The organism is Pseudomonas sp. P5_B3 (assembly GCF_056400405.1).
The window spans coordinates 327,854-353,082 of the sequence record NZ_JBFULI010000002.1; the positions used below are offsets into that span (position 1 = coordinate 327,854).

At 55.0% G+C, this 25,229-nt stretch carries 22 protein-coding genes and 1 pseudogene; 9 read left to right on the forward strand and 14 right to left on the reverse strand.

Annotated elements, in window-relative coordinates; genetic code table 11:
• Positions 1–96: 96 nt before the first annotated feature.
• The 3 genes from AC1DRN_RS02715 (at position 97) to AC1DRN_RS02725 (ending at position 3,567) form a co-directional block, all read left to right on the forward strand.
• Complete coding sequence (locus AC1DRN_RS02715; RefSeq protein WP_169390144.1) at positions 97–1,425, forward strand: tyrosine-type recombinase/integrase; 1,329 nt, start codon at positions 97–99, stop codon at positions 1,423–1,425.
• A 901-nt stretch (positions 1,426–2,326) separates the two neighbouring features.
• Positions 2,327–3,307, forward strand: a complete 981-nt coding sequence (locus AC1DRN_RS02720) for an integrase domain-containing protein (protein WP_477786619.1) — start codon at positions 2,327–2,329, stop codon at positions 3,305–3,307.
• Positions 3,304–3,567 carry a hypothetical protein gene (locus AC1DRN_RS02725; protein ID WP_457265702.1) on the forward strand — a complete coding sequence of 88 codons (264 nt, stop codon included), beginning with the start codon at positions 3,304–3,306 and terminating at the stop codon, positions 3,565–3,567. The genes AC1DRN_RS02720 and AC1DRN_RS02725 overlap by 4 nt, the downstream gene beginning before the upstream one ends.
• 233 nt (positions 3,568–3,800) lie before the next feature.
• On the opposite strand, the gene AC1DRN_RS02730 is transcribed toward AC1DRN_RS02725, so the two are convergent.
• From AC1DRN_RS02730 to AC1DRN_RS02750, 5 genes are all read right to left on the reverse strand, one after another.
• Positions 3,801–5,270, reverse strand: coding sequence for a DNA/RNA helicase domain-containing protein (locus AC1DRN_RS02730; RefSeq protein ID WP_072445778.1), 1,470 nt, complete (start codon positions 5,268–5,270; stop codon positions 3,801–3,803).
• 320 nt (positions 5,271–5,590) lie between these two features.
• Positions 5,591–6,286: a hypothetical protein gene (locus tag AC1DRN_RS02735; protein ID WP_457265703.1), complete on the reverse strand. Its 696-nt coding sequence runs from the start codon at positions 6,284–6,286 to the stop codon at positions 5,591–5,593.
• Between the two features lie 462 nt (positions 6,287–6,748).
• On the reverse strand, positions 6,749–7,891 hold the full coding sequence (locus tag AC1DRN_RS02740) for an HNH endonuclease (RefSeq protein ID WP_457265704.1): 1,143 nt from the start codon (positions 7,889–7,891) through the stop codon (positions 6,749–6,751).
• A 104-nt stretch (positions 7,892–7,995) separates the two neighbouring features.
• Positions 7,996–8,652: a hypothetical protein gene (locus tag AC1DRN_RS02745; RefSeq protein ID WP_477786620.1), complete on the reverse strand. Its 657-nt coding sequence runs from the start codon at positions 8,650–8,652 to the stop codon at positions 7,996–7,998.
• 653 nt (positions 8,653–9,305) lie between these two features.
• Positions 9,306–9,947 (reverse strand): BRCT domain-containing protein, encoded by a 642-nt coding sequence (locus AC1DRN_RS02750; protein WP_457265705.1) that lies wholly within the window; start codon positions 9,945–9,947, stop codon positions 9,306–9,308.
• 137 nt (positions 9,948–10,084) lie between these two features.
• Here AC1DRN_RS02750 and AC1DRN_RS02755 point away from each other — a divergent pair.
• Together AC1DRN_RS02755 and AC1DRN_RS02760 are read left to right on the forward strand one after the other, a co-directional pair.
• Positions 10,085–10,327 (forward strand): annotated as a pseudogene (locus AC1DRN_RS02755) (site-specific integrase); the annotation flags it as partial.
• A gap of 65 nt (positions 10,328–10,392) precedes the next feature.
• The gene (locus tag AC1DRN_RS02760) at positions 10,393–11,550 is read left to right on the forward strand and encodes a PIN domain-containing protein (protein ID WP_457265706.1); all 1,158 of its coding nucleotides are present in this window, start codon (positions 10,393–10,395) and stop codon (positions 11,548–11,550) included.
• 223 nt (positions 11,551–11,773) lie between these two features.
• Here AC1DRN_RS02760 and AC1DRN_RS02765 read toward each other — a convergent pair whose 3' ends face one another.
• The 5 genes from AC1DRN_RS02765 to AC1DRN_RS02785 form a co-directional block, all read right to left on the reverse strand.
• Positions 11,774–12,484 carry an SDR family NAD(P)-dependent oxidoreductase gene (locus tag AC1DRN_RS02765; protein WP_457265707.1) on the reverse strand — a complete coding sequence of 237 codons (711 nt, stop codon included), beginning with the start codon at positions 12,482–12,484 and terminating at the stop codon, positions 11,774–11,776.
• Between the two features lie 43 nt (positions 12,485–12,527).
• Positions 12,528–13,184, reverse strand: a complete 657-nt coding sequence (locus AC1DRN_RS02770) for a DsbA family oxidoreductase (RefSeq protein ID WP_223457903.1) — start codon at positions 13,182–13,184, stop codon at positions 12,528–12,530.
• Complete coding sequence (locus AC1DRN_RS02775) at positions 13,181–13,402, reverse strand: tautomerase family protein (protein WP_007972813.1); 222 nt, start codon at positions 13,400–13,402, stop codon at positions 13,181–13,183. The genes AC1DRN_RS02770 and AC1DRN_RS02775 overlap by 4 nt, the downstream gene beginning before the upstream one ends.
• Positions 13,403–13,642: 240 nt before the next feature.
• Positions 13,643–13,933, reverse strand: a complete 291-nt coding sequence (locus AC1DRN_RS02780) for a hypothetical protein (RefSeq protein WP_223462748.1) — start codon at positions 13,931–13,933, stop codon at positions 13,643–13,645.
• 252 nt (positions 13,934–14,185) lie between these two features.
• Positions 14,186–15,250, reverse strand: a complete 1,065-nt coding sequence (locus tag AC1DRN_RS02785) for a S8 family peptidase (RefSeq protein WP_223462751.1) — start codon at positions 15,248–15,250, stop codon at positions 14,186–14,188.
• 267 nt (positions 15,251–15,517) lie between these two features.
• On the opposite strand from AC1DRN_RS02785, the gene AC1DRN_RS02790 reads away from it, so the two are divergent.
• The 3 genes from AC1DRN_RS02790 (at position 15,518) to AC1DRN_RS02800 (ending at position 19,518) form a co-directional block, all read left to right on the forward strand.
• Positions 15,518–17,452 carry a RecQ family ATP-dependent DNA helicase gene (locus AC1DRN_RS02790; RefSeq protein ID WP_223462747.1) on the forward strand — a complete coding sequence of 645 codons (1,935 nt, stop codon included), beginning with the start codon at positions 15,518–15,520 and terminating at the stop codon, positions 17,450–17,452.
• A gap of 243 nt (positions 17,453–17,695) precedes the next feature.
• Positions 17,696–18,922 (forward strand): 3-hydroxyacyl-CoA dehydrogenase, encoded by a 1,227-nt coding sequence (locus AC1DRN_RS02795; RefSeq protein ID WP_223462746.1) that lies wholly within the window; start codon positions 17,696–17,698, stop codon positions 18,920–18,922.
• A gap of 173 nt (positions 18,923–19,095) precedes the next feature.
• On the forward strand, positions 19,096–19,518 hold the full coding sequence (locus tag AC1DRN_RS02800) for an acyl-CoA thioesterase (RefSeq protein ID WP_223462745.1): 423 nt from the start codon (positions 19,096–19,098) through the stop codon (positions 19,516–19,518).
• Between the two features lie 66 nt (positions 19,519–19,584).
• Here AC1DRN_RS02800 and AC1DRN_RS02805 read toward each other — a convergent pair whose 3' ends face one another.
• The 4 genes from AC1DRN_RS02805 to AC1DRN_RS02820 form a co-directional block, all read right to left on the reverse strand.
• Entirely contained in the window at positions 19,585–20,070 is a 486-nt protein-coding gene (locus tag AC1DRN_RS02805) for a glycine zipper domain-containing protein (RefSeq protein WP_223462744.1), read from the reverse strand.
• Positions 20,071–20,430: 360 nt separating this feature from the next.
• Positions 20,431–22,779 (reverse strand): FdhF/YdeP family oxidoreductase, encoded by a 2,349-nt coding sequence (locus AC1DRN_RS02810; protein WP_223462743.1) that lies wholly within the window; start codon positions 22,777–22,779, stop codon positions 20,431–20,433.
• Positions 22,776–23,615 carry a formate dehydrogenase accessory sulfurtransferase FdhD gene (gene fdhD, locus AC1DRN_RS02815; protein ID WP_218429609.1) on the reverse strand — a complete coding sequence of 280 codons (840 nt, stop codon included), beginning with the start codon at positions 23,613–23,615 and terminating at the stop codon, positions 22,776–22,778. Before fdhD ends, AC1DRN_RS02810 begins: the two co-directional genes overlap by 4 nt.
• Before the next feature lie 92 nt (positions 23,616–23,707).
• Complete coding sequence (locus tag AC1DRN_RS02820; protein ID WP_223462742.1) at positions 23,708–24,595, reverse strand: LysR family transcriptional regulator; 888 nt, start codon at positions 24,593–24,595, stop codon at positions 23,708–23,710.
• Positions 24,596–24,723: 128 nt separating this feature from the next.
• Here AC1DRN_RS02820 and lysM point away from each other — a divergent pair, with 128 nt between their 5' ends.
• Positions 24,724–25,164 (forward strand): peptidoglycan-binding protein LysM, encoded by a 441-nt coding sequence (gene lysM / locus AC1DRN_RS02825; RefSeq protein ID WP_223462741.1) that lies wholly within the window; start codon positions 24,724–24,726, stop codon positions 25,162–25,164.
• The last annotated feature ends 65 nt before the right edge of the window (positions 25,165–25,229 follow it).

The window sequence follows — 25,229 nt, forward strand, 5'->3', positions numbered from 1 at the left end:
TCGTTCCAGGACCCTCTGTCGGGATCCAACAAAATCCCCCTTCCCCGAGGGTATGTTAGGGGTACTGCGATTTTCCGGTCAGGAGCGCGTACCCCTATGCCACGTCTAGCGATCCCTCTCAGCGACCTGCAATGCCGCACGGCCAAAACCCGCGAACGCGCCTACAAACTGTTCGACGGCGGCGGCATGTACCTTTTCGTCAAACCCAATGGCGTGAAGACCTGGCGCTTGAAGTACACCAAGCCCAGCGGCAAGGAAGGTACGCTCATCATCGGCAATTACCCCATCGTTACCCTTTCCGTCGCACGACGTAAGCGAGACGAAGCCAAGGCATTGCTGCTCGACAACCTCGACCCCATGGAAGAAAAGAAGAAGGCCAAGATCGTAGCCCAGCGGGCGGCACTGCTTTTCGAAACCGTTGCTCTGGAGTGGCACGCCGACATGTCCCGTCGCTGGACCGAAGGACACGCAAAAACCGTGATGAGCCGACTGCGTACCCACGTCTTCCCGCTGATCGGCCAACGACCCATCGCTGAACTCGATACCCATGACCTGCTAGAGATCACCCAGCGCATCAAGGAACGCGGCACCATGGATGTGGCGTTAAGGGTACAGAACTACTTATCCACCATCATGCGCGGGGCCAAAAGGGCTCGGCAGATCACCATGAATCCTGCACTGGATCTGGCAGGCTCGATTCACGCGCCACGCACAATCCATCGTCCGGCCCTATCCCTCAACCGCCTACCCGAATTGCTACACCGTATCGACAACTACAACGGCCGCGAGCTAACGCGCCTTGCTGTGCTACTGACTCTGCATGTATTCGTCCGCTCCAGCGAACTGCGCTTCGCTCGATGGAGTGAGTTCGACCTACAACGCGCCATGTGGGAAATTCCCGATACGCGCGCACCGATTGAAGGGGTACGCAACTCCACACGTGGGACCAAGATGAACGGCGACATTCAAATGGTTCCGCTATCGCCGCAGGTCATCGAAATACTGGAGCGCCTGCGAAGCCTCAGTCGCTTTTCAGAGTTGGTGCTACCGGGCGACCACAAGTACTGGAAGCCCATGTCCGAGAATACGGTGAACACCATGCTCCGTAACGTCGGCTATGACACTAGCAAGGACGTGTGCGGCCACGGCTTCAGGACCATGGCCTGTAGCGCTCTGCTGGAGTCCGGGTTATGGACCGACGCAGCCATCGAAAGACAAATGAGCCACAAGGAACGCAACCGCGTGCGCGCCGCGTATATCCACAAAGCTGAATTTCTGGAGCAGCGCCGGCTGATCATGGCGTGGTGGAGCAACTACATCGACGCCAACCGCCATGGGCATGTGACGCCACACGAATTCGCTCACCCAGTCGGCGACAACATCACGGCCCTACAAAATAGCCGTGGCGCATCCAAACGTGGGTAAGCCTGTGAGATCACCGCAGTCCGCCCTTCCACGCGGGTCCATCCAAGCAGGGCTGCAAAGCCGCCCTGCTTGGATGGACCTCACTTAAAAAATCTAAAGCCCACGCAACTGTCTGTGGAAAACCACTGATTTCCACCGGTGGATAATTTCATCCACAGCCGCAGAATCCCCGAAAATTCGAGCCTTGACCCGAATTATCCACAGGCGTAGAAAAGATCGGGCAAAGCGCTGTCGTTGACAGCAACCCAGGTAGCCAGAACCTTTAAGGCTACGCCATACCGTGGTGGTTCACCCAAAGTGCGATTAGCGTCCGGCGGCTCGCACGGTCACAGCGATGTGATGGATGCCTACTTTTACCAGTGTGCCCACTGCGGCAACTCACACCCCTTCCTAGCTGTTCTGCAGCAACCTACCCGCTTGGCCATTTCCTTGCGACAACCTGCGCCCGTCTCTTTCTTCCGGAAAGAGACGGGCGCTCCTACCGCTGCTGCAGCCCAACTTGGACAAGGCTTTGCGGCATTCCCCTCGTGACAATCGGCGTGACAAACACCGAAGTCACCAGCAACAGCGATGCAGATGATGGTGCCGCAGCCCAAGGAATGGACTGCACCTGACTGACAGTCAGGCACGCCCCGGTAATCGCATCACTGCCTTCACCCGACTCAGGATCTCGCGGCGCTGCTCTCGTCAGCCAGTGCAGCCTCCACCCGCCCACCACTATCGGTGTTCAGGAGGCCAGATCATGAGATGCCCAAGCTCCCGGTCGTAAAGAGCCGTCAGTCCCGCGTTAGTGGACAACCCTCACAGGTCGCAGGGGCCTTGATCCCTGATAACACTCAACATTCGTGGCGGGACGACGTGGGGATGGTTTTAAAGGTTTGGCTTCGAGAGGAGTTTGATCATGGCACTGGTCGGTAGACGGGACGGGCGGAATTTTGGATATGGGCGGCAGCTGAGCTATGCAGGACCGCAAGCGCTGAAAGATCTATTTGGCTGCGGACATTACGGCACGGTCAAGGCGCACAGTGATCGCTGGCAGGCGTTTGTACGCTGGTGTCGCTCCGAGAATGGGCCAGGATTTAACGATGCGCGACAAATTGATCGGCAGACCTTGCTGGACTACGCCGGACATCTGCGTCAGCAAGTTGAACAAGGTGAGCTCGCCATCGCCACCGYGCAAAACCGACTGTCCAGCGTCAACCGTACCCTGGCAGCGCTTCGCGGTGATCAATATGTGAAAGTGCAGAGTCCGAGCAAGGCGTTGGGAATGCAGCGCACCAGTGTTCGTCTCTCGGTGCCGCAAGGCCAAGACCGCGAACACGTGAAGCGGATCGTCGACGTGCTCTACGAACACCAAATGCCGCGCGCCGCGGCCATCGCTCAGTTGGCGCGAGCCACCGGCATGCGCCTGCGCGAGACCATTTTGGCCGACTTACCGCGCTTAAAACGTGAGGCCGAACACTACGGCAAGATCAACATCCAGGATGGCACCAAAGGGGGCCGTTCAGGTGCCTCGGCACCTCGCTGGATCAGGGCGGATGATCATATTCGCGAGGCGCTGAAATTCGCCGAACAGGTCTCACCCGACGGTAGCCGCAACCTACTTGCACCGAACGAAACCTACCTCGATTTCCAACGGGGAATCGTCCGTCCTGCACGGGACATCCTCCATCAGTACAACCTCAAAGGCTTCCACGAATTGCGGGCAGCCTATGCGTGCGAACGCTATGAGCAAATCACCCACCATCCCGCCCCCATCAACGGTGGCCATTGCTATCAACTCGACCGACGTCTCGATCAGGAAGCCCGAGTACAAATCAGCTATGAGCTGGGGCACAACCGTATCGTCGTGGTGGCCGCTTACATTGGTGGTCGCGCATGAGCACGGCATTCGATATGGATCTGTTCCTGGCGGGCGTCCTGACCGGGTCGCATACCACGCACCAACGCCACCTGCGTCAGGCGAAGACCATCCAAACAGCGATCGCTGAGCGCTGGCAACGCGACAATCCATGGACTTGGCAGAGAAAACACCTTGCGTGGTTTTTGAATCACCACCTAAACCAGCACACTCAATCGACGCGCTATTACTATTTGCTGACCATGCAATTACTCACTCATCGCTTAGGAAAATCCTGGTAGTTCAACCTCTAAACGAAGGTAAGAAAACGGTCATAAGCAGTCTGTCACGGGAGGCAGTTATTGATCCATTGCGCACGCTGACCAACACCGAGTTCAGTGACAGATTTTAAGTTGTGGATTTATGGAATACTTTTTCGCAGTAAAACCATAACGCCGTGACTTAAAATCTGTTCAACGTAGGCGCGAAGCGTCGAAGCGGTGCCTGAACGACTTACTAGTTGCCTTTTATACTATTACTCCAAGATAGATAAACATCTGCCTAGCACCTGCTTGTTTTTTATTATAATTAATTTTAATCTCTTTCTGGTTCTCGTAATGTTCTGAAATAGCATTTTTACCGAATCGTAATATGTGCGTGACTGATAAATTAATGACCCTGAACTGTCATAAGAGAAATATTCATCCATAACAACAGCGACATTATCGAACTCTTGCCCGATTACTGCATGTGAATTCTTGCTATAAACATCCGAATACGATTCATGATGCTCGGCCGTGTGTAGTGATGGAGTCAACCTAAGTACTTCCCACCCATCATTACTTACCAGTTGAATATAGTTTTTGACAGTCACCAAATCTGTGAAATAATTAAAGTCAATATTGCCGCAATTAGAAAAAGCAATATCGTTTCGCTGATTATTAAATAGCAACTTGATGAAGCTGGAAATTTCCTTGTTGGTTCTAATTTTATCTGACAATCTGAATTTAGATACACCTACAACAGCATTGATTTTTCCCTCAATATCCGCTCTAGCCTCTGTTGAAGATAAAGTCTGTTGCTTATCATATGAGAAAATGCAAACTGTATTGCTCGCTGCAACATTAGCAATCAACTGATCGAATTGAGTTGCATATATTCTTTGGGTTTCATCAATAACAACCAAATCAAAATTTTTCAAGTCATAGTTTTTCAAACTCTTTATGGGTATAATATTCCAGCCTAACCTGTTTAGCTTAATATGCCCTTCATTCAGATTTCCGCAATGTACAATCAGGGTGCGCTTTTGATCTTTGATCAACTTAACTATGTCATATATTAATAATGTTTTGCCAGTTCCTGGCCCACCATTAACTGAAATGAAATCCGACGCGCCTTTGTTAAGCACTTTAAGGATTTTACCCTTTATAGTTTCTTGCTGGCCAGTCAAAAAATATTGATTATTAGTAAATTTATCCGTGGAGTTAAAAGGCGAAACCAAATAATCCGATGGATTAAATAGTTCGTCAGGATTTTCTATCTTCAATAAATTTTGATTCGTTAATAGCTGTGTCAACAAGCTAAAGTCAACCACCTCAAGATCATTTTTGCTGTCGAGCTTATAAAGTGTATTTGTATTAACAACAAAAGAAAAATTGTGAACGACTTTATTTATATGGCCAAGATAATATTTATTTCTTATTAGTTGATTTTTAATTTTTACCTCTGTGCTACTGTTTTTAAGTTCAATATTCAAAATATAGTTATCACCGAAGCGCAATAAATCAAACTCTTTACTAATATGCTGTATTTTATAACTTACAAAAAAAACATCAAATATATTCACGAATGGTAAAATTTTGTACATGCTTAATGCGAATCTTTCCAGATCTTCAACTTCATTATTATTTATGTCTATGCCATAGTGCTTCATATAAGAACTATATTCAGCAGGGTCAAGGCTTTTATAAGCTTGCACAAGAGAGATTATATTGATGCTTTTCATTGGTTAATACCTAGGTTTTACCGTAACTGATAAATCAGGAGGAAGATGCCAACTAGCGCTTGGTTAAGGGGCCGGCTTTAGCCGGCCCGGAACGAGCGGAACGAGCGACTTGTGCCATTTGTTAGGCGTTTATGCCAAGGCGCTTCTGAAGTTGATCTGTGGGCAAGCTCTGAAGTTCTTCCTTGTCGATCATAACAACCAAGTCTTTCCCCTTTCTTCCGAGGCCCTCCGTTGAGATTTTTTCGAGCATAGAAGTGTATTTTTCAGAAAAGTTACCCTTAAACTCCGTGACGATCAGCAACAAAGTATTTGGAATTCGACTAGTGGCTTGTGCGTAGATGTTTTTTTGCGTAAATATTCTTCAGAAAGGACTCACGGAGCCACCCGTAGTTGAAGCCGCGACGAATAGTTTTGATTTCTATGATGTAGTCTTTTGTCAGCCAGCTTCGACCTCGCAGCAATACGTCCACCTCAACGCCGGCTACCATTTTGTTCGATTCGACCTCATACTTTCCGGCATAAATATGTTGGAGGCGTTTTGCCACTGAGCTCTCTGTCTGAGCATAGCTGGCCTCAAAAGCGCTAAGCGTATAGTTCGTTGTGTGACTTTCATCAGGAGCAAGTGCGTGCATGTCTCGAGCCGCAGAGAGTGCGATCTCGTCCTTGGTTGCATCTCGCAAAGACTGTTTTTTAAGCTCAATTTCAACTTTAGTTTGCTCATCTAGCAACAGTTGGTTTGCATGCCATTTTTTTAGGCCAGCGAAAACAAAAATTGACCCGCAAATACATCCGATGGCGGAAAACCACGGAATGAATTTGACGATGAAGGCCACAGCCTCTTGCCTGCCAAGGATTGCTGCGTGAGCAACGCTGGTGACGGATTTCAAATCGGCTTCCGATTTGTATAAGTCAAAGGACTCTTTTAGAAAGAGCCAAGGAACCAGAACCGAGATGGAAATTATGATCACCCCAAGAGAAACAATTAATTTGTACAGGTCTCCAAACTCGAACTTCACACACTTCTCCCTGTGATGCTTAAGGCTAAATATGATTAGCCGACACATGTGGCGTAATGTTATCCGCCGCTTGTGTCTGATAACCTTCCTTGTCCATGAGTAATTCCTTGTTCAGCTTGAGTGTCGCGCTAGAAGCGCGACATGAGGCGAGGAGGAAAAACGACATGACTTGGGCACACATTACTGGCGTATTAGCCGCGTGTCCATGGTCTGTTTTTGGCCGATTACTGCCGGTAGAAACCGACCGCGTTCGGCCAGAGGCAGACATTCATGAGCGACCACTTCCAACCCGAAGTGCACGCTGGTTATGGCAGAATCGGGTAAGAGCAACCAGAAAACGTGCCTACGTTAGCAATTCAATCGGTAGGCGTTCAACAGCCGCCAGTCGCAACCAGCTGCTTAAGGAACACAGTTGCCGGCTTAATTTGCCGAATCGTTTTGCTAGCTTTCTATTTTTAGTATTTAGCTTTGAAGATCGTCGAAAGTGGGGAGGGTTGCAATATCAAACTCTTTCGAATCAATTTCCCAAAGGGCAGGAATTTTTTCTCCGTCAGAGCGGTGGGCCACAAAATCATCTACTGAAAAAGGCCCGGCATAATGACCAAGAGTCTGGCAGATCACATGAACTTCTGAAGCAACTATCTTTTCCCGCCACAAGTCAGGCGCATCTGATACGGTTATTGTCATGAGTTGCCTACCAAACAAATAAATCAATGCTAGTAATCTATCTGGCTCAGGTAGTATGGTAATGGTGTGTACGCCGGGCCAAGCAAGGTGCCCCCATTCTTCGTCATCGTCCACTGATACTAGTTCGCTAAAAGCGATGCCGAAAGATCTTCTTTTGTCTGAATTAATTTCCCACAGAGCATTGCGCAAATTTAAAGCATGAGCGCTATCAATAAATTTATCCCCGAGTTTATTATGCCCGTATGTTAGTGCAAATTTACATAGAAATCTTTGCTCAAAGCCCTGCAGTGTTTTGATAGTGACTTCGTGCTCTTCCCCCTGCTTGGACTGAAGTTGAGTTAGGAATTTTTTTTCATAGTTTGTCGGGGGTGAAAAATAATCTGGATCAGCGGGCAGGCTCACGTTTCCAGATATCAATCTTGAAGTCTTGAATTTTTCTCGCACAGAGACAAGAAACATCATATTCCAGAATTCATCTTGATGCTGAGTAAATACGTAAACCTCGCCTCCAGATTTTTTAAGGTTAATTGGGTTGCCTCCAGCGTAGCAATCATACCTTGGATCTGAACTTTTCCGTCGATGATAAACTAGCCCTCCAATTGTTCCTAACCAAAGCTCACACGTGAACTGCTCGTCCAGAAGCAAATTCTTGACATGCCCAAAGTATCGAAGAGGTATGACTCTGAGATTGTCTGGGTCGAAATAGTGTAGGGCAGCCTCTGCCATGTTGTTTTGCCCCAAAAATCCTTTTATCAACGGGGCATCCACAAAAAGCCCCATTGTCGAATTGCAGTTGCGGCATACACGGCGGCTTTTGAACTCTTCAGAGCATTGCGCTCCGCCTAAGCCTTGGGGGAATATATGCTCTAGCGAGAACTCATGTACTTGTTTTTCTTTGTTGCAAATAATGCATTTCATCTATTAATTCCATGTATTGAATATGGCGGCTGTTCATTGCGCCCACTAGACAGTAATGTGCAATAAGTCAGCGCTATTTTTTCCTGGTTACTTTTGGCAAATACTCAATCGCGAAAGCCTACGAGATTGCGAAACTCGGATACATTTGCCATGTTACCTTTCAATGCTTGGCCGAGCGGCATGAGTAGCCTGTCCAAATCACCTAGCGTGACACCATCTTTCGCCAGCGCAGTGATGCGTTCAATGTAAAGGTCGTAGCCAGCCTTTGTTTTCGATCCACTGATGATAAGCTTCCATGTACCGTCTCTTTTGACTAATAGGCTGTAGCAGATGTTCGCCTGATCCGGTGTTAGCTTGGCATCTATGGCCCAAAGCGCACGGAGTGCGTGTTGGTCGTAGATTGGGTTTTCGGGATTCTGAAGATGTTTAGCAAATGCGTAAAAGACAGAGTCAGTGCTCTTCGGCAAACTCGAAGGGCTGCTGTAGTAAGCCGCAAAAGACTTGTATATGTTCCATTTGCCCATCTTCCATAGCAAGGCCTCCGCCAGCGACTCGGGTGCCGCAAGTTCCGGGATAGCCCAGGGATAGTCAGAAGGGAGTGCTGGGAACAATCCGGTGTCGTACTTGTAAAGATGCTCTGCAAGTTTGTTTGTAGCCGAATGAACCGCATTGGCATCCAACTTGCCTTCCTGGATACGATTTTGCAAAGTGGCAACAATAATTCCGAGTATTGACTTGAAATCGTGGGCCAAACGAGCCATGTCTGCAAATCCTTTCGCTAGCTATACAGGTTTATTTCAAGAGTAACCTCTGGAAACGCCTGTCACAATCTTCTAGATCACTGCTGTAGCGTTTAGCAGCTTTTACTCTTCAGCTATCGGCCGGTGACCGGTGGGTCTGTGTCATTCAATATCGTTCGCTAGTGACTGCTTTTGGCCGTCGGCTGCCTGTCGCCACGGCAGCTTTTGGCGGATTCCTACCTATTCTCGACGGAGGGGATGATCATCAACGTTCGAATTCGGGAGGTTTACCATTCCGTATGCGGCTCTGAATTACTTGCAGACCGACAACGTGCTGACATCTAAAAAATCCCGAGTTCGATTCCACCGAACGCCATAACTAGCTGATTTGTTTATAGTTACTAGTTGGGGTACGCCGAATTTTCCAGCGAACTCCAGATGCCCGAAAAACCTACTCTCGCCGAAACATACCGTTCGTCTGGTGCCGGCACCATACAAAACGAAGCCCTCGTAGAAATACGAGGGCTTTGTTGTTTCTGGAGCGTCCACTTTTTTGTCCACACACCGGAATCTGTGGGAGCGAGCCTGCTCGCGATGAGGCCGTCAAACCCACCGACGATCTGCGGGCCAAGACAAAAGGGTGCCTTTCCCAAAACACCAACAACGAAGCAACCTCAACCAAACAGCATCTTTTGCCAATGATCCTCACCCACAATGGCAATCGAAGCTCCCGCCTCACGCAACTCCACTGCCTTCATGATCTTCGTTCCATAAGTACTGTGGCGCCACTGCTCATTACCCACGCTACCAACCACCAGGTAATGCACCTTCTTGCTCACACTGCCCCCAATCAAACCACCTCGTTCTTCGACCAGCGCCTGACAATCCTTACGCGGCCCAAAGGCCATGACACCAGTAAATACAAACATCCGGCCGTCCCACACCAAATCAGGGATCGGTGAATTGAAAGGAAGGTCCGTAGGAGTAACAGCAACAGCACCGCCAACCTTTGGTCTCTCAATGCCCACTCCAGAAAAACCACGCAGAATGTTAAGCAGCTCCAGGGACTCATCCATGTCTAGAGCATTGTCCTGAAGCATGCACGCCAAACGCGAATACAGCAGATTGATCACCGGATCGTTCAGATGCGCGAGATTGTTTTCCAACCATTGCTTTAGAAAAACCGCTTCCGTGATGTTCACAACACCGTCGGCCGTAATCCCAGCGGCCAACCCGACCAAGGCATCGGCGGCGCGTCGATCGATTCGGGCGCGGTTGAAGAATTTGCTGCTCTCAAACTCGTGGTGTAGATCCATTACGGGTTTTCCTTGAGGTGGGTACTAGCTCGATACCGAAGCATTAGCAAGCAAGTAGATGTTGTGTTCAAAGCTAGCACCACTGCACGCAGACACCCCATTTTTAATAAGGAAAATAGATCCGTCCCCTTTCCTACCACGGTGGCCCGCTTCGCAAAACAAGTCTCGACACCGCTTGGCAGCGATTCATCACGCTGGCAATCGCAGAAGGAAACATTGATCCAGAAGACCGCTTCGCTCTACATGACTTGAAACGGCGCGGCATCACTGATACGACGGGCACCAGAGCAGACAAACAGGAAGCCAGTGGTCACCGTGATGCGAAAATGATGGACGTCTACGACTTGAGCATTCCGATAGTATCGCCGTCAGCAGATTAAATATCAGGTGTGGAGTAGGACAGAACGCTACTGTTACCRCACTGAGTTCAACCAGGAGAAGAACCATGCCAGACGGAATGCCAACCCCAGCTCAGCTATGGGACGGGGAGATCCGTTTTTTTTCGATCGACACTGATGTCATTCAGGGTGCTGGGTACAATTTCGGAGCAGGCACTCTGAACCAACTCCATAGACAGCTCCCTTCCAGCATGGAGTTGCAGCTCACAGATGTAGTGGCCAACGAAGTGGTCAGTCACTTGATGATTCCCGTACTAAAAACCATCCAAGAACTTCAGAGCGCAGCGGACAATCTTAAGCGCAAAACCGACCTTCCGATGGATCAGGTCAGCGATCTGTTCATGGGCTTCGCTCCAGCAGACTCATCACGTGAGTATTTCCGTAAACAAGTGGAGGACTACGCTGAAAGGTGTCGTGGAGGAATCTTGCCCACGGAAGGCGACGGCATTCTGAGTGAGCTCTTCCGTAGATATTTTGCTGTTGAAGCCCCCTTTGAAACGAAGAACGCAAAAAAATCTGAGTTCCCGGACGCTGCCGCACTATTGGTGCTAGAGACTTACGCAGTAGATAACGACGCTATAGGAATCGTTGTATCAAATGATGGTGGATGGAAAGCTTTCGCTTCTCAGTCCGAACACCTGTATTGCGTGAAAACTTTAGAAGAGCTCACAACGCTATTTACCGCTACAGGCGAGCTCGCCGCTCAAATTCAAACTGCAATTCTGGAAGCTATTGAAGACGCCAGCTCGCCGCTACGCTCTCAATTAAGCGATGCGCTCGTAGACCATGTTGGTAATGCGACATGGGACGTGGGGGACATTTACTCGGACACCGGAGACCGGGTGGAAGGAGAGATATCAAATGTCCAGTTCGCGGATCACGATCTTTTAATTGAAAAAACCGCAATTTGGCATGACGCAAGTGATCCAGGTACGTGGTTAGTCGAAGTCACAGCATCAGTGAGAGTTGAAGTCTCTACCTCAGTGACGACCTTTATCTGGGACTCGATCGATCGGGACGAGGTGGAGCTCAGCGGAGACAGCGTCGAAAGCGAAGAAGACATTGAAGTCACGGCGTTTCTAACCTGCTCGAATGTACAAGCCGGCTCCGCACCTCAAGAATGGGACGTCGAGGTGGAAATAGCCACAGCGGACTACAGAGTCGATGTGGGTCAAGTGCAGGCTTTCCCTTGGGAGGAAGATTAGCGTTCGCAGTTACGTAATAAGCCGAAAGGAACCATCCAAAAACGCGAGCTTGCAGGGTGCGTCACGTAATAAGAAAACTCATAACTCCTTGATTTTAAGATTAAGAGCAGCTCCCTTGTAATCAGCAGGTCCTGGGTTCGATTCCTGGTGCCAGCACCATACAAAACAAAGCCCTCGTAGCAATACGAGGGCTTTGTTGTTTCCGGAGTTTGGAAAAGCGCTTTCAGTGCCCCGCGCTCTGACCACCATCCACATGCAGGATTTCGCCGGTAACGAACTTGGCGCCGTCCAGATACACGACCGCTTGTGCAATATCATCGATCTCGCCCATGTGCCCGACCGGGTGCAGATTGCCCAGTGCGGCGTGGGTTTCTTCGCCGTGCATCGGGGTCTTGATGATGCCCGGGCTGACTGCGTTCACCCGAATCCCGCGCTTGGCGTATTCGATGGCCAGGGATTTGGTTGCCGCGTTGAGGCCGCCCTTGGTCAGCGATGCCAGCACCGATGGCACGCCGTCGATGGCGTGGTCCACCAGGCTGGTGGTGATGTTGACGACGTGGCCGCTGCCCTGTTTTTCCATCTCGGCGATGGCGAGTTGGGTGATGTAGAAGAAGCCGTTGAGGTTCACCGACAACACATTGGCGTAGTCTTCTGCGGTGTACGCGGTGAACGGTTTGGCGATGAAGATGCCGGCGTTGTTGACCAGGGTGTCGATGCGACCGAAACGGGACATCGTTTCACGGATGACGCGTTGGGCGGTTTCCGGCTCGCCGATGTCACCGGCCACGGTGTGAATGTCCGGATCGGTGGACGGTTTGATCGAGCGCGATGTGGCGACGATCCGGTAACCGAGTTCACGGAAGGCTTGGACCATACCGTCGCCGAGACCTTGGGATGCGCCGGTGATTACGATGACTTTTTTCGAAATGCTCATGATGAAGACCTCTGACAATAAAGAATGGGGTAGGAATCTGTAATCAGGCTTCGGCCGGTGCCTTGGCCATTTGTCTCAACATCTGTTCGTAGTACTCGACCGATTGCGAACCGGACACCAGGTGATGACCGTTCAGTACCATGGCAGGGACCGAATTGATGCCGCGCTGCTGGTAGTACGCTTCAAGCTCTCGCACCTCATCGGCGAACGCGCCGGACGCCAGCACCTCTTGTGCATTTGCCCCATCCAGCCCCGCTTCAGTCGCCAGACGCACCAGCGCCTGGTGATCACTCGGGTTCTCGCCTTCGCTGAAATAGCCCCGAAGCAGCACCTTCTTCAGCTCGACTTGCCGGCCTTCCTGCAACGCCCACAGCAACAAACGGTGCGCATCGAAGGTGTTGTAGAAGTGCGTGCGTTTCTCCAGATCGAACTTGAAGCCGATGGCCTCGCCGCGAGCGATTTGCATGGCCTTGCCGGCGGCGATGTCGTCGGCTGTTCTCCCGTACTTGCGCATCAGGTGCTCGACCGCTTGCTCACCTTCGACCGGCATGTTCGGGTTCAACTCGAACGGCTTGTAGGTCAGCTCGACCGAGACTTCCCCGGCCAAGTTCTCGATCGCCTGCTCCAGCGCCGTCGCCCCCAATGCGCACCAGGGGCACACCACATCGGAGATGAAATCGATGGTGACGGAGGTCGTCATGACTTCCCCTCTGCCTCGGCCAGTTGCTTGCGGTACTGGGTGGTGGTGATGCCGGCGTAACCCCAGTTATCGGTGTCGACTTCCTCGATCACGATGTGGGTCAGGTCAGGGCGTTTATTGAGGACGCGTTCCAGTGTTTCAGTGATTTCGGCAATCACCTGAGCTTTCTGCTCAGTGGTAACGCCATCGCGGGTGATGCGTACGGTTACGAAAGGCATGAGGGAAACTCCAGTGACCTTCCCGTCGGGATGATGGGAGAGGCGTTGGAGGTGAATGTAGGGGGTTGGCGGGAGGGGATAAAGGTGGGGGCGGGAACTTCATTCGTTACCTGGTGTAATTAGTGCTGTAGAACTCCCGGCTCGCCCGAAGGCGTCCCGCACGCAGCCGCCATGGCAATGCACTGCGAGAACATAAATGTCCGCGGTGCGAATGCTCCTACAGGGGATTATGGTGGTGCTTCAGCCGGTGAGTTTCGGCAAGCGTTGCCGGGCGATGTCGAGCATGTCGTTGCCGTCCTGGGTCAGCAGGTACAGGGCGCTGACGATCTTGGGGATGTCGCTCGCTTCGGCCTGTTTGAAACACGTGCAATAAAGGGTTTCGAGCAGGTCGCTGGCGGCGCGGATGCGTTGTCGGGCGGCGTCGAGGATCTCGAAGGGGTCGGCCTCGGTATCGATGACCAGCACCGGGGTTTCACTGTAGCTGGATTTAAGCGACTGATAGCGTTCGGTAGATGTCTTTAGCGAGGGCATTGATGTCTCAGTCCGGTAAGAGATCGGAGGTCACTCCGGCAGGCCGCCACTGTATTTTCAGCCGCGCTAAAACTATGAAGAGTGTGGCGAAGCAGAGCAATACAGCCGCAATGGACAGGTTTTGTAGGGCGTTTACTGCCTTGGGAGGAATGCTCCTACGCCCCCCCCCGAGTTTGTCGAAGAATGCTTCTACAGGAAATGATTCCTACAAAGCTGCGCAGAAAAATATGTAGGGTGCTCGATGGGCCGGATTCAATCGACTGCCGGTGCGGGAGGACGTCGCGACGCCGCATCAAGGTCGAGCAATCCTCGGCCGTAGGCTTCACTGTTGGCGTAGAGACCGGTCCGGTTTGCGGTTTCAAGCAAGTGGTTGCGCACTTGCTGTGCACTCATTTCGGGGTACAGGCTCTGGACTGCCGCCAACGCGCCACTGACCAATGCGGCGGCGGGGGACGTACCGGCAGTCTGGACGTATTTGCCGTCCTTGCCAGTGGTCAGCAATCCCTGGTCTGCGCCCGAGTCCCCACCAGGAACGGCGATGCACCAGGCCGTTGCGACACCACAATAATTAGATTTGCCATTGATGGCACTGCCATCGTTTTTCAATGCAACTACGGCGATCCAGCCCTTTTCCAACTCAGGGATGGCAAGGGGTAAACCCGGCTCTGCAAGAGGCTCTCGTTTGAGTTCATTACCGGTCGGAAACACAAATACCGCGCCTTGCTGAACCAGTTTTCGCGCGCTCGTCAGCGACTCGGGCATGACCTGTTTGTAACGTGCTTCGGTGATTTCCGTTGCTGGAATGGCATTGGCCCACGAGTTGTTGAATATGCGCGCACCGAGATCGAACCCGGCTTGCCAGGAACGGGAAATTTCACTGTCGAAGAAGAAGGGTTCGTTGTCGTCACCGAAACGGTAGGGGATCAGTTGAGCGTTGAACGCAACGCCGTGCATACCCCGGTCGTCTTTGTTGGCGGCCAGAATGCCGGCCATTTGAGTGCCGTGGCCAACGCGATCATGGGTGCCGGGACGATTCTCGACATAGTCAAAACCGGGGTCGCGGACCCTGCCTTGAAATTCTGGCAGTTCGGCGTTCAGGCCCGAGTCAATCAATGCGACTGGTACGCCTTGGCCGGTGCCGCCACGTGCGTACAGGCGTGATGCCTGGATGACCGCCAACCCCTTTTGAGCGTGATACTCGGCTGTTTCGAATGTGCCTGGTTTGATTGCGGGCTTTTCGGGCGTGGTCAGACATCCACTGAGCAGCAGCGGCACTGGCAGCAACAGAGCAAATGGAAAAACAGTTCGTTGAAACATGATCGGTCCTTCGGCAGGGGCCGCGCACATCAGGCCTCCTGTTGTCATGAAGACTTCGCGCAGCGTTACGGGTGTGGGGGTGAACCATACCTGTGGGGGGAGACGGGGCGTCAGGTGGCAAAGTGCTCTGTGTGTTTCATTCTGTGGCGTCAGCAGGGCGTGTTGAGGCTGTATCATCCCGTATCGTTTATGCCCCGACCTTTTCTCGATTCGCTGCGATCACCGACTAGTCTTTTGGCTTTGCAGCGGTCAACGGAGTGACAGCTTATGCACAACACCCTGGAACAGGTTTTCGGTTATCCACAATTTCGACCCGGTCAGGAGGCGGCTGTCAGTGCCGTGCTGGCCGGGCGTTCGGCGGCGGCGATTTTCCCCACCGGTTCCGGCAAATCCCTTTGCTACCAATTGCCGGCGCTGTTGCTGCCGCACTTGACGCTGGTGGTCTCGCCGTTGCTGGCGTTGATGCAGGATCAGTTGGCGTTCCTGCAGCGCCACGGCATCTCGGCCGGCAGTATCGATTCGGCCCAGAGCCGCGATGACGCCAGTGATGTCATGGCCCGTGCCAGGTCCGGCGAGTTGAAGATTCTGATGATCTCGGTGGAGCGCCTGAAGAACGAGCGCTTCCGGCATTTTCTGCAGCAGGTGCCGATCTCGCTACTGGTGGTGGACGAGGCGCATTGCATTTCCGAATGGGGTCATAACTTTCGCCCGGACTACCTCAAGCTTCCCGACTATCAACGCCAGTTCAACATCCCGCAGGTGCTGCTGCTGACCGCAACGGCGACGCCCAAGGTGATCGTCGACATGCAGGCGAAATTCGCCATCGCCGCCGAGGATGTGGTGACCACCGGTTTCTATCGCCCGAACCTGAATTTGCTGGTGGAGCCTGTTCGCGGAGCGGACAAGCGCAGGCGCCTGGTCGAATGGATGAGCCAGCGTCCGGACCAGCCGGGCATCGTCTATGTCACCTTGCAGAAAACCGCCGAGCACATCGCTGAACACCTGAACCGCAACGGCATTCAGGCCGAGGCTTATCACGCCGGGTTGCCCCATGAGCAACGGGAAGCGATCCAGCGCCGCTTCATGGGCGGGCAGTCCAATTGCATCGTCGCCACCATCGCCTTTGGCATGGGCATCGACAAGAGTGACATCCGCAACGTGGTGCATTTCGACCTGCCAAAATCCATCGAAAACTACAGCCAGGAAATCGGCCGCGCCGGGCGTGACGGGCAGCCGTCGGACTGCCTGGTGTTGGCCAACCGCGACAGCCTCAACGTGCTGGAGAATTTCGTCTACGGCGACACGCCCGAGCTGGATGGCATCCGTTGCGTGCTTGACGAGATGCATGCCGCAGCACCCGAAGGCCAGTGGGAGTTTCTGCTGGGACCGCAGGCCGATCAGAGCAATATTCGCCAGTTGCCGCTCAAGACCTTGCTGGTGCAACTCGAATTGCGCGGGTTGATCGCCCCACGCTACGCGTACTACGCCGAGTACCGTTTCAAGTATTTGCTTGAGCCCGAGGCGCTATTGGCGCGTTTCGAGGGCGAGCGCAGGGATTTTGTCGCTGCGATCATCCAGACTTCCAGCCGTGCCCGGACCTGGGCCACGGTGAATTTCGAGGCGTTGTACGAGCAGCACCAGGCCGAGCGCAGTCGGGTGGTCAAGGCGCTGGATTACTTCCAGGAGAAGGGCTGGGTGGAGCTCGAAAGCAAGCAGATGACCGAGGTCTACAGCGTGCTGCAAAGCGGGTTCGACAACGTCGCGTTGAGCGAGGAGCTGCACGGTTATTTCACTCGGCATGAGCACACCGAAGTCGCGCGGATTCACGCGATGCTGGATCTGTTCGCTACCGACCGATGCCTGGGTTATCGCCTGGCCGAGTATTTCGGTGACCACAATGCACCGCAGCAATGTGGACATTGTTCGGTATGTCACGGGCAAGTGACGCGGTTGCCTGCACCACCGGAGTTGCCGGCGCTTGTGGATAAAAATTTCGAGGCGCTGTGTGGCGATTTTATCCACAGGCACGAGCAGCACACGGGCAATGTGCCCTCGGCTGAACGCGTGACACGGTTTCTGTGCGGGATCAGTGTACCGCTGTTCACCAAACTCAAGGCCAGGACGATTTCGGGGTTTGCGGCGCTGGAAGATTATCCGTATGCCGGGGTACGCAGTTGGGCCGAGCGGAATCTTGCCGGCTGAACCAAAACCCTGTGGCAGCGAGCTTGCTCCGGGCGGCGTTCCGACGATGGCGATTTGTCAGTCACTATCACTGTTGAATATACCGACCTCATCGCGGGCAAGCCCCACACAGGGATTTGCGGTGTATTCAAAGGGGCTGCATCCATCCGCTGAATGTTGCTCATCACAGGAATAAATTTCAAAAAAACCCAGTGGCTGACTATGGTGATGGCTGTCTTCGGATCGCCAACAAGAGAACAAAACATGAGCCAGACTCCGTTGAATATTCAGCGAGCCGCCGTCATCGGTGCGGGCACCATGGGCCGTGGCATTGTCATGTGCCTGGCCAACGCCGGAGTGGCCGTGCAGTGGCTCGACAATAACCCGCAGATGCTGGAGCAGGCGCTGGTCACCGTGGCGGACACCTATGCCCACAACGTGCGCCAGGGCCGCATTGACCAGAGCGAAGCCGATGCCCGTGTGGCGCGCGTTACGGCGGCAGAGGGTTATACGGCCGTCCGCGAGGTCGACCTGGTCATCGAAGCGGTGTACGAAAACCTTGAGCTCAAGCAGAAAATCTTCCGCGAGCTCGATGGCCTGCTCAAACCTGAAGCGATTCTGGCGAGCAATACTTCGGCGCTGGACATCGACGCCATTGCTGCGGTTACGGGTCGCCCGCAGCAGGTCTTGGGCCTGCACTTTTTCAGTCCGGCGCACATCATGAAGCTGCTGGAAATCGTCCGTGGCGCGCAGACTGCACCGGCAGTTCTCGACGCAGCATTGGCGCTCGGCCAGCGCATGGGCAAGGTCAGTGTGGTGGCGGGCAATTGCGACGGCTTCATTGGCAACCGCATGCTCAATACCTACGTGTTGGAGGCGCGCAAAATGCTGCTGGAGGGGGCTTACCCCTATCAGGTGGATGCGGCACTGCAAGGGTTTGGTTTCGCCATGGGGCCGTTCCGCATGTTCGACGTGGTGGGTGTCGACCTGCAGTGGCGCGCCCGGCAACTGTCCGGTGTCGGGCAGGATGCGCCGGAGGTTCAGGTGGATAACCGACTGTGCGAAATGCAGCGTTTTGGCCAGAAGAGTGGCAATGGCTATTACCACTATGAGCCGGGCAGTCGCCAGGCCGAACACGATCCACAGGTGGATGCGCTGGTGCTGGAAGTCAGCGAAAGGCTGGGGTTCCATCGTCGCGAGATCGGCCCGGAGGAGATTCTGGAGCGCTGTTTACTGGCATTGGTCAACGAGGGCGCGAAGATCCTGCAGGAAGGCATCGCCGGATCGGCTCACGACATCGATCTGGTCTACCTCTATGGTTACGGATTCCCGGCGGACAAGGGCGGGCCGATGGCCTGGGCGGATCAGCAGGGACTGGCGGACATTCATCGGCGCTTGATGGACCTTGAGACGCGTCAGGGCGATCACTGGCAACCGGCACGGGTGATTGGCGAGCTGGCGGCGGCTGGCAAGGGCTTTGCTGACAAGTGATGGATGCGGCGCCTGTGAGGGCGCCTTCGCGAGCAGGCTCGCTCCTACAGGTGATCGGCGTTGAAGACAGCTAGTGTGTCTGGTCGAGATCCAATGTGGGAGCGAGCCTGCTCGCGATGAATACAACGCGGTTTTCGCCTTAGACTGGCGAACCCACTCAGGAATCAACGCCAATGCCCCAACGCACCGACTACCCGCACTTCCAACCCATCACCACCCGCTGGCACGACAATGACGCCTACGGTCACGTCAACAACGTCACCTATTACAGCTTCTTCGATACGGCAGTGAACACCTACCTGATCGAAGTCGGCGGCCTGGATATCCATGACGGTGAAGTGGTGGGGTTCGTGGTGAGCTCGGCCTGTGATTACTTTGCTTCCCTTGCCTTCCCGGACCGCATCGAGATCGGTCTGCGGGTGGGCAAGCTGGGCAACAGTTCGGTGCAATACGAACTGGCCGTGTTCAAGCAAGGGGAAAACGAAGCCTGCGCGGCGGGGCGCTTCGTGCATGTGTTTGTCGATCGTGCGTCGAATCAACCCGTGGCGATTCCTGCAGGGTTGCGCGGGGCGCTGGAGCGTCTGGCGGTTCAGTAAGGAAAAAAATCGCAGCCCTTGGGCTGCGATTTTTGATGTACCAGTTATAGCGAGGCGATGGATGCCTTAGTCGTCGTCGTGCCAGCGATGCTTGCGGTGGCCATAGGCATGGCCGTGGTGACGGTGGCCGCCACGGTAGTAACGACGATCGTCATAGTCACGATAGGAACGACGACCGCCGTCTTCATCATCGTACTCTTTGCCCATGTGGTTACCCAGCGCGCCACCGGCACCGCCGCCTGCTGCGGCGCCGATCAGACTGCCGGTGGTGCCGCCCATGCTGCGGCCGACCACGTTACCGCCTGCTGCGCCCAACGCACCGCCAAGGGCTGCTTCGCCACGACTGTGTTTGTTTGCGCCGACGGCGCTACCACCCGCGCCACCCAGGGCCGCGCCGATGGTGGAACCTGTACTGCCGCCTAACGACTGACCGACGACCGAGCCTAGAACCCCGCCCAATGCGCCGCCTACACCGGCTTCGGTGGTGCCGCCAGCAGACGCGATACCGCTGACCAGGCCAAGGGACAACAAGAGAATCGAGGAGAACTTCATGGAGGAACCTCAAGGGGATGACGGCGCGATCCTGAGGCTCTGGAATGGGCGTGACAATCGAAATCCGACGAATAACACGACCTGTATACAATATTGCAAGTTACTGTTTTTCGGGCGGAACTTAACGTTTTTTTGCCGGTCTTTTACTACTTCGCAAAGGCCGTTTTCATGAGACAACGGCCTTTTTTGTGGGCGCTTGAAAAGTATTTCATCAGTGCTGGTCTGTATRTTGAAGCTTCCGACGCCATCGCGAGCAAGCTCGCTCCCACAATGGATCCTGGTCGAACACAAATGCTGTGCTCACAGAAGATCAAATGTGGGAGCGAGCTTGCTCGCGATGGGGTCAGTTCAGACAACGTGTTACGCAGACCTGGCCATGATCAACCCGGTCTCACTCGCCGCTTTCAACTGGATCGCCACAAACTTCGATGTTGGCGTATGGCTCCCATCGCCGATGCTTTCCAGCGGCACCAACGGGTTCACTTCCGGGTAGTAGGCCGCCGCTTGCCCGGCCGGGATATCAAACGCCAGCAGCGTGAAGCCTTTTACCCGACGCTCAACACCATCGTCCCAGAGTGAAACGATGTCCGCCTTCTGCCCCGGCTTGAAGCCCAGGCGGATGATGTCGGCTTCGTTGACGAACAACACGTCACGCTGTCCCTTCACGCCGCGATAACGGTCGTTGAGACCATAGATAGTGGTGTTGTACTGATCGTGGGAACGCATTGATTGCATGATCAGATCCGGCAGCACCCCGGTGGCGCGGGTGCGTTCGTGCACCAGATCCTCGGGCAGGAGGTTTGGCTTGAAATTGGCCCGGCCCGACGCAGTGCTCCACTTGCGCGCACCGGCACTGTTGCCCAGGTAGAAACCGCCCGGATTCTTGACCTTCTCATTGAAGCCCTTGAAGCCTGGAATGGTCTCGGCGATCAGCTCACGGATGCGACGGTAATCGGCCACCAGCCAGTTCCAGTCCACTGGGTGGCTGCCCAGGGTCGCGGCGGCGATGCCGGCCAGGATCGCCGGTTCCGAGCGCATCTGGTTCGACAGCGGCTGCAGTTGACCATTGGAGGCGTGGACCATGCTGAACGAATCTTCGACGGTCACCGCTTGCGGGCCTTCGGCCTGGATATCGATGTCGGTGCGGCCCAGGCACGGCAGGATCAGCGCATCCTTGCCGTGGGTCAAATGGCTGCGGTTGAGCTTGGTGCTGATCTGCACGGTCAGGTCGCAGTTCTGCAGGGCCTGGAACGTGCGTTGGCTGTCCGGCGTGGCTTGAGCGAAATTGCCGCCCAGACCGATAAAGACTTTCGCCCGGCCTTCAGCCATCGCATGTATCGCCTCGACCACGTTGTGGCCGTTGTGGCGCGGCACCTTGAACTGGAAGCGACGCTCCAAGGCATCGAGGAACGCCACTGGCGGACACTCGTTGATGCCCATGGTGCGGTCGCCCTGCACGTTGCTGTGACCACGCACCGGACATAGACCGGCACCGGGCCGGCCGACGTTGCCGCGCAGCAGCATCAGGTTGGCGATTTCCTGGATGGTCGCCACCGAATGGCGGTGCTGGGTGATGCCCATGGCCCAGCACATGATGACGTTCTTGCCCTTGGCGTACATGCGCGCCGCTTGTTCGATCTCCACCAGCGTCAGGCCCGACTGCTCGACGATTTGCTCCCACGGGGTGTCGTCGATGGCCGCCAGGTACTCCAGCACATTGGCGCTGTGCTCATTGAGGAAGTCGTGGTCGAAAACCGCCGGAGCACCGGTTTTCTGTGCGTCGCGTTCCCACAGCAAGAGAAATTTCGCCATGCCACGCATGATCGCCATGTCGCCGCCAAGGGCCGGGCGGAAGAATGCGGTGTTGGTTGGCTTGTCGCCGTTGGTGAGCATTTCGATCGCATGCTGCGGGTGCTGGAAACGTTCCAGGCCACGCTCCTTGAGCGGGTTGATGCACACCACTTGAGCGCCGCGCTTCACCGCTTCGCGCAGCGGCTCGAGCATCCGTGGGTGGTTGGTGCCGGGGTTCTGGCCCCAGACGAAAATCGCGTCGGCGTGTTCGAAGTCGTCGAAGGTCACAGTGCCTTTGCCGACACCGACGCTTTGCGACAACGCGACACCGCTGGCCTCGTGACACATGTTCGAGCAGTCAGGGAAGTTGTTGGTGCCATAGGCGCGCACGAACAGCTGATAGAGGTAGGCCGCTTCGTTGCTGGCCCGGCCCGAGGTGTAGAACTCGGCCTGATCCGGACTCGACAAGCCGTTCAGGTGTTTGGCGATCAGCGCGAACGCGTCGTCCCAGCTGATCGGCTTGTAGCGGTCGGTTTCGGCGTCGTAGCTCATCGGCTCGGTCAGGCGGCCCTGGTATTCGAGCCAGTAGTCACTCTGCTCCAGCAACGAAGTGACGCTGTGTCTGGCGAAGAACTTTGCATCGACCCGGCGTTTGGTCGCCTCCCAGTTCACCGCTTTGGCGCCGTTCTCGCAGAACATCACCATGCCCTTTTCCGGAGAGTCGCCCCAAGCGCAACCCGGGCAGTCGAAGCCACCGTTCTGGTTGGTCTTGAGCATTATGCGCAGGTTTTTCAAGGCGTTATCGCTGGTCAACCAGGCCTGGGCGACGCTGATCAGTGCGCCCCAACCACCGGCCGGGCCTTTGTAGGGCTTGTAGCGAGGGACAGGTGTCTGATCGGCTTGACGGTGTTGACTCACGCTTGTTTCTCCAACGTTGGGCTGTAGACCCGCGGCGCATTCTTCTGTGGCAGATGGATGAGGTTGAGGTTGTGGCGACGGGCCCATTGCACGGCAAGGCCCGTGGGCGACGACAGGCTGACCAGGGTCTGGATGCCGGCGCGCAAGACTTTCTGGATCAATTCGAGGCTGCAGCGGCTGGTGACAATCGCCAGCCCGCCAGCGGTCGGGATCTTCTGGCGGATCAATCCGCCGATCAGTTTGTCGAGGGCGTTGTGCCGGCCGATGTCTTCGCGGCCCAGCAGCAACTCGCCCTGATCATTCATGAACACCGCGGCATGTACCGCACCACTGTGCTGGCCAAGGGGCTGGAACGCGCCGATGCGCTGACGCAGGCCGTCGAGCCATTCGGCAGGCGGCAAGGGTGCGCCAGGCAATACCTGGAGCTCGGGCAGTGCCTGCTCCACTGCTTCCACGCCGCACAGCCCGCAACCGCTGGTGCCGGCCAGTTGCCGACGCTGCTGCTTGAGGTTCCAGAAGGCGCGGTTGGCGATGGTCACTTGCGCGTATTGCGCCGAGCCAGAGCCGGTCAGTTGCAGGTCATAAATATCAGTGGCGTCCTCGATGATGCCGCTGCCCAGGCTGAAACCGACAATGAAGTCTTCCAGATCCGTGGGTGTCACCAGCATGACCGCCTGGCTGATGCCGTTATAGGCAATCGCCAACGCGACTTCCTCGGCCAGCGCGGTGCTGGTCGATTCCGTGTCTTCAAGGTTGCTGTAACTATAAGTCTGGCTGGCGGCAGGCGCGGGCGTTTCGAGGGCAGGCGCCGCGCAGGCTGGGCGCTTGGTGTTCATGGCATCACCGACGGTTTGATCAGCTTTAAGACTAGGCGTGACAACTTGTCACGTCTAATCGTTAGTACTGATCTGCCGATAGACTCCGTCGATCAAGCACTGGGCAACGATTGTCGATAGATCGCGAAACAAGCCTCCGCCAAGGCCGAGCGTGGCGCGCTGCGACGCATGATCAGCCCCAGCCGGCCCAGGGTCTGGGCGTTTTCGATCGGTTGCAGGCGCAGATGATCGGTCAGCTCTTCCAGACCTCCGTCCAACGGCATCACGGCGCAGCACAAGCCGCCGTGCACAGCTTGTAACAGTTGATGCACGGCATCCGTTTGCAACAGAGGCTGCGGGGTGAGGCCGCGGCTGTGGAAGTTGTGGTCGATGGATTGGCGAAAGTGCATGCCGCTGGTGAGCATGCCCAGTGGCAGTTCGATCAATGATTCCCAGCTCAGCGGCGCCTCGCCAAAGCTGAAAAAGCGTTGGTCGTAGAGCAGGCCCATGCGGGTTTCGCTGAAGGCCAGCGAGTCGAAACGTTCGGCATCCAGGCGCTCCAGGTAGGAAACACCGAGGTCCAGGCGATTGTTCGCCAGTTGTTCGAGTATTTGCTCCGAACTCAGCGCCGAAAGCTCGAAGCGCAGGTTCGGGTGCTCGGCATGCAGGCGTTGCAGCAGCGGCAGCGGATCGAAGCTCGACAGCGGCACCACGCCCAGACGCAAGGTGCCGACCAGATTGCCGCGACAGGCAGCCGCCTCGGCATACAAGCCGTCGTACGCCGCCAGCACCGTGCGCGCCCACGCCAGCACTCGCTCGCCCGGCGCCGTAAAACCTTCGAAGCGCTGACCGCGATTGACCAGCGGTAGGTCGAGTTCTTCTTCGAGGCTGCGCAGGCGCATCGACAGTGTCGGTTGAGTAATGTGGCAGCGCGCGGCGGCCTGACCGAAATGGCGGGTTTCGTCGAGCGCGATGAGGAATTTCAGCTGCTTGATGTCCATCTGCGCTCCAGGGGTTGGGAAGGTGCGGATTCTATCGCATGCGGGGTCATTGGTCGGGCTGGATTCGCAGGTGACGACCGTGGTCTAGGCTTTGACGTCTGGAATCCGAAACCCAAGGAGAGTGCACCATGAGTCTTTTGAGCTTTGTGAAGGAAGCGGGCGAAAAGCTGCTGGATCTGCTGACGCCAGGCAACGCCAATGCCAGTGATCAGTTGAAGGAGCACATCAGCAAAGTCGGCCTGGGTAACCCGAATGTGCAAGCGACGGTCGAGGGTGACAAGGTCACGGTGACCGGTGAAGTGGCGAGCCAGGAAGAGAAAGAAAAAATCCTGCTGGCGGTGGGCAATATTGTCGGGGTTGGCAGTGTTGACGATCAGATCACGGTGACCGGGCCGGTCGTGAAAGCGGCGGTATTTGTCGCCGTGGTGAAGGGCGACACCCTCAGCGCGATTTCCAGGCGCGTGTACGGCGATGCCAACAAGTACAACAAGATTTTCGAAGCCAACAAACCAATGCTGTCGCACCCGGACAAGATCTATCCGGGGCAGTCGTTGCGGATTCCTGAGTAAGTCGTCAAACCGCGTGATGGCCATCGCGGGCAAGCCACGCTCCCACAGGATCTGAGCCGTTCACG

What these genes read in the sequence shown, in the direction of transcription:
- AC1DRN_RS02715 (WP_169390144.1), top strand. Translation starts at nt 97, where the DNA reads ATGCCACGTCTAGCGATCCCTCTCAGCGACCTGCAATGCCGCACGGCC.
- AC1DRN_RS02725 (WP_457265702.1), top strand. Translation starts at nt 3,304, where the DNA reads ATGAGCACGGCATTCGATATGGATCTGTTCCTGGCGGGCGTCCTGACC.
- AC1DRN_RS02730 (WP_072445778.1), bottom strand. Translation starts at nt 5,270, where the DNA reads ATGAAAAGCATCAATATAATCTCTCTTGTGCAAGCTTATAAAAGCCTT.
- AC1DRN_RS02740 (WP_457265704.1), bottom strand. Translation starts at nt 7,891, where the DNA reads ATGAAATGCATTATTTGCAACAAAGAAAAACAAGTACATGAGTTCTCG.
- AC1DRN_RS02745 (WP_477786620.1), bottom strand. Translation starts at nt 8,652, where the DNA reads ATGGCTCGTTTGGCCCACGATTTCAAGTCAATACTCGGAATTATTGTT.
- AC1DRN_RS02750 (WP_457265705.1), bottom strand. Translation starts at nt 9,947, where the DNA reads ATGGATCTACACCACGAGTTTGAGAGCAGCAAATTCTTCAACCGCGCC.
- AC1DRN_RS02760 (WP_457265706.1), top strand. Translation starts at nt 10,393, where the DNA reads ATGCCAGACGGAATGCCAACCCCAGCTCAGCTATGGGACGGGGAGATC.
- AC1DRN_RS02765 (WP_457265707.1), bottom strand. Translation starts at nt 12,484, where the DNA reads ATGAGCATTTCGAAAAAAGTCATCGTAATCACCGGCGCATCCCAAGGT.
- AC1DRN_RS02770 (WP_223457903.1), bottom strand. Translation starts at nt 13,184, where the DNA reads ATGACGACCTCCGTCACCATCGATTTCATCTCCGATGTGGTGTGCCCC.
- AC1DRN_RS02775 (WP_007972813.1), bottom strand. Translation starts at nt 13,402, where the DNA reads ATGCCTTTCGTAACCGTACGCATCACCCGCGATGGCGTTACCACTGAG.
- AC1DRN_RS02780 (WP_223462748.1), bottom strand. Translation starts at nt 13,933, where the DNA reads ATGCCCTCGCTAAAGACATCTACCGAACGCTATCAGTCGCTTAAATCC.
- AC1DRN_RS02785 (WP_223462751.1), bottom strand. Translation starts at nt 15,250, where the DNA reads ATGTTTCAACGAACTGTTTTTCCATTTGCTCTGTTGCTGCCAGTGCCG.
- AC1DRN_RS02790 (WP_223462747.1), top strand. Translation starts at nt 15,518, where the DNA reads ATGCACAACACCCTGGAACAGGTTTTCGGTTATCCACAATTTCGACCC.
- AC1DRN_RS02795 (WP_223462746.1), top strand. Translation starts at nt 17,696, where the DNA reads ATGAGCCAGACTCCGTTGAATATTCAGCGAGCCGCCGTCATCGGTGCG.
- AC1DRN_RS02800 (WP_223462745.1), top strand. Translation starts at nt 19,096, where the DNA reads ATGCCCCAACGCACCGACTACCCGCACTTCCAACCCATCACCACCCGC.
- AC1DRN_RS02805 (WP_223462744.1), bottom strand. Translation starts at nt 20,070, where the DNA reads ATGAAGTTCTCCTCGATTCTCTTGTTGTCCCTTGGCCTGGTCAGCGGT.
- fdhD (WP_218429609.1), bottom strand. Translation starts at nt 23,615, where the DNA reads ATGAACACCAAGCGCCCAGCCTGCGCGGCGCCTGCCCTCGAAACGCCC.
- AC1DRN_RS02820 (WP_223462742.1), bottom strand. Translation starts at nt 24,595, where the DNA reads ATGGACATCAAGCAGCTGAAATTCCTCATCGCGCTCGACGAAACCCGC.
- lysM (WP_223462741.1), top strand. Translation starts at nt 24,724, where the DNA reads ATGAGTCTTTTGAGCTTTGTGAAGGAAGCGGGCGAAAAGCTGCTGGAT.